Source organism: Romboutsia weinsteinii, from assembly GCF_002250835.2.
GTDB lineage: Bacteria > Bacillota > Clostridia > Peptostreptococcales > Peptostreptococcaceae > Romboutsia_A > Romboutsia_A weinsteinii.
Genome location: NZ_NOJY02000134.1, coordinates 1 through 1689, shown reverse-complemented (window position 1 = coordinate 1689; position 1689 = coordinate 1). Strand labels below are relative to the sequence as shown.

Below are 1689 nucleotides of genomic sequence, written 5' to 3'. Positions count from 1 at the left end.
AAGTGCAGTAATGTATGTAGCTTATCGATACTAATAGGTCGAGGACTTGACCAATATATATATTTGAGCAACGGGATAAATATGAATGAATATGAATATTTAGACGTTGGCGAAATGAATGTCATGAATTTTAAATGTTTGCAGTTTTTAGAGTATTAACTCTAAATAACTTAATAGAAATATTAAGCATAAGAGATTATGTGGTTACAATAGCAGAGAGGATACACCTGTTCCCATTCCGAACACAGAAGTTAAGCTCTCTAGCGCTGATGGTACTTGGTGGGCAACTGCCTGGGAGAGTAAGACGTAGCCACGTAATCTTTTTTTATGCAGAAATTTATTATACTAATATTAAGACAAGAAGACATGTATTTAGGCATAGTCTTCTTTTTTATTTAAATAAAATGTTAAAATTTTTGGAATAAAAATTATGATTTATATGAATAAATTTAACCCCTTGGTCAATGATTAATATTAAAGGATATAAAGAATCTAGGGGGAAGATATAATGAGAAGAATTTTTTTAGTTGATACAGAAAATGTGAATATAAGAGCTTTATCCGGAGCAAATCTACTTACAGAAGATGACTTAATCATACTATTTGTAACAGAGAGAACTAATAAATATAATTTTTGTGATAAAAACATATCTATATTGAATTCAAAGGCAAAGTTTCAAAAGATGAATGTTATATCCAATGGTAAAAATAGCTTAGATTTTCAATTAGTAAGTTACTTAGGTTTATTAATAGGCAGCACTAAGAAAGATGACTGTGAGTACTATATAGTTAGCGAAGATCATGGATTTTATAGTTCAATTAATCTGCTTACTAATTGCTCTAATCATAGATTAGATCTTATTCCAAACCTTAGAACAGTGGTAGATGATATATATAATGAAGATAAAGAACTAGATTTAGCTGATGAGATAATAGTAGAGTTAAGAAGTTACGGGTATACAAATAAGACTGTTACGAAGGCTTTAATCGCTATACATTTAGTAGAAACTTTAGAAGAATTAGAGGTGAATTTTTTCCTTCAATTTGGAGGGAATTTGAAGATATTTAATATATGTAAACCAATAATAAGTAAGTATAAAGATATAGAAATTGCTTAAAGGACTCTGAGATAGAGTCCTTTTATAAATATTAAAAGTATATGTTAATATATAATAGGAAAATATAGAAATATAGATTTCTAAGAAAGCTTATAAAAATATGATGCTATAATGAATTTTGTTAGGAATTATTAATTTAAATAAAAAAAATTATACTAAAATTTATAAGTTATTTAATATATGATTATAAAATTTAGTATAAAAGGTAAAATTTATGTAGAATAAATTAACAAATGATATAACTATAATTATGTCTTGTATATATTGATATAACTGGGGTTAGGGCTATACATAAAGCTGATGACTTTTTAATATAAATATAAAATATAAAATAATTATAAAAATATTTTAAAAAAGTATTGACCAATGTAGAAGAAGATGATAAAGTATTACTTGTCCAAGAGATACGGACGAAGAAAAACAACAACAAAAGAAAAGTGTTGACAAGCTAAATTAGCTTTGATATACTAAATGAGTTGGAAAAATAAAAGTAAGCAACTGATACAGTAGCTTAAATGAACTTTGAAAATTAAACAGTAGGTTAATTTATAGAATTTGAAACAACCAAACAA

General features: G+C 26.1%; 1 protein-coding gene and 1 rRNA gene. Both read left to right on the top strand.

The window, feature by feature from the left end:
- Positions 1–199: 199 nt before the first annotated feature.
- Positions 200–316, top strand: a 5S ribosomal RNA gene (rrf, locus tag CHL78_RS20115).
- A gap of 192 nt (positions 317–508) precedes the next feature.
- Positions 509–1117, top strand: coding sequence for a PIN domain-containing protein (locus tag CHL78_RS20110; RefSeq protein WP_094368514.1), 609 nt, complete (start codon positions 509–511; stop codon positions 1115–1117).
- Positions 1118–1689 lie beyond the last annotated feature (572 nt).

Bases quoted from the DNA above. Each gene is read 5' to 3' on its own strand.
- CHL78_RS20110 (WP_094368514.1), top strand. From the start codon at position 509: ATGAGAAGAATTTTTTTAGTTGATACAGAAAATGTGAATATAAGAGCT.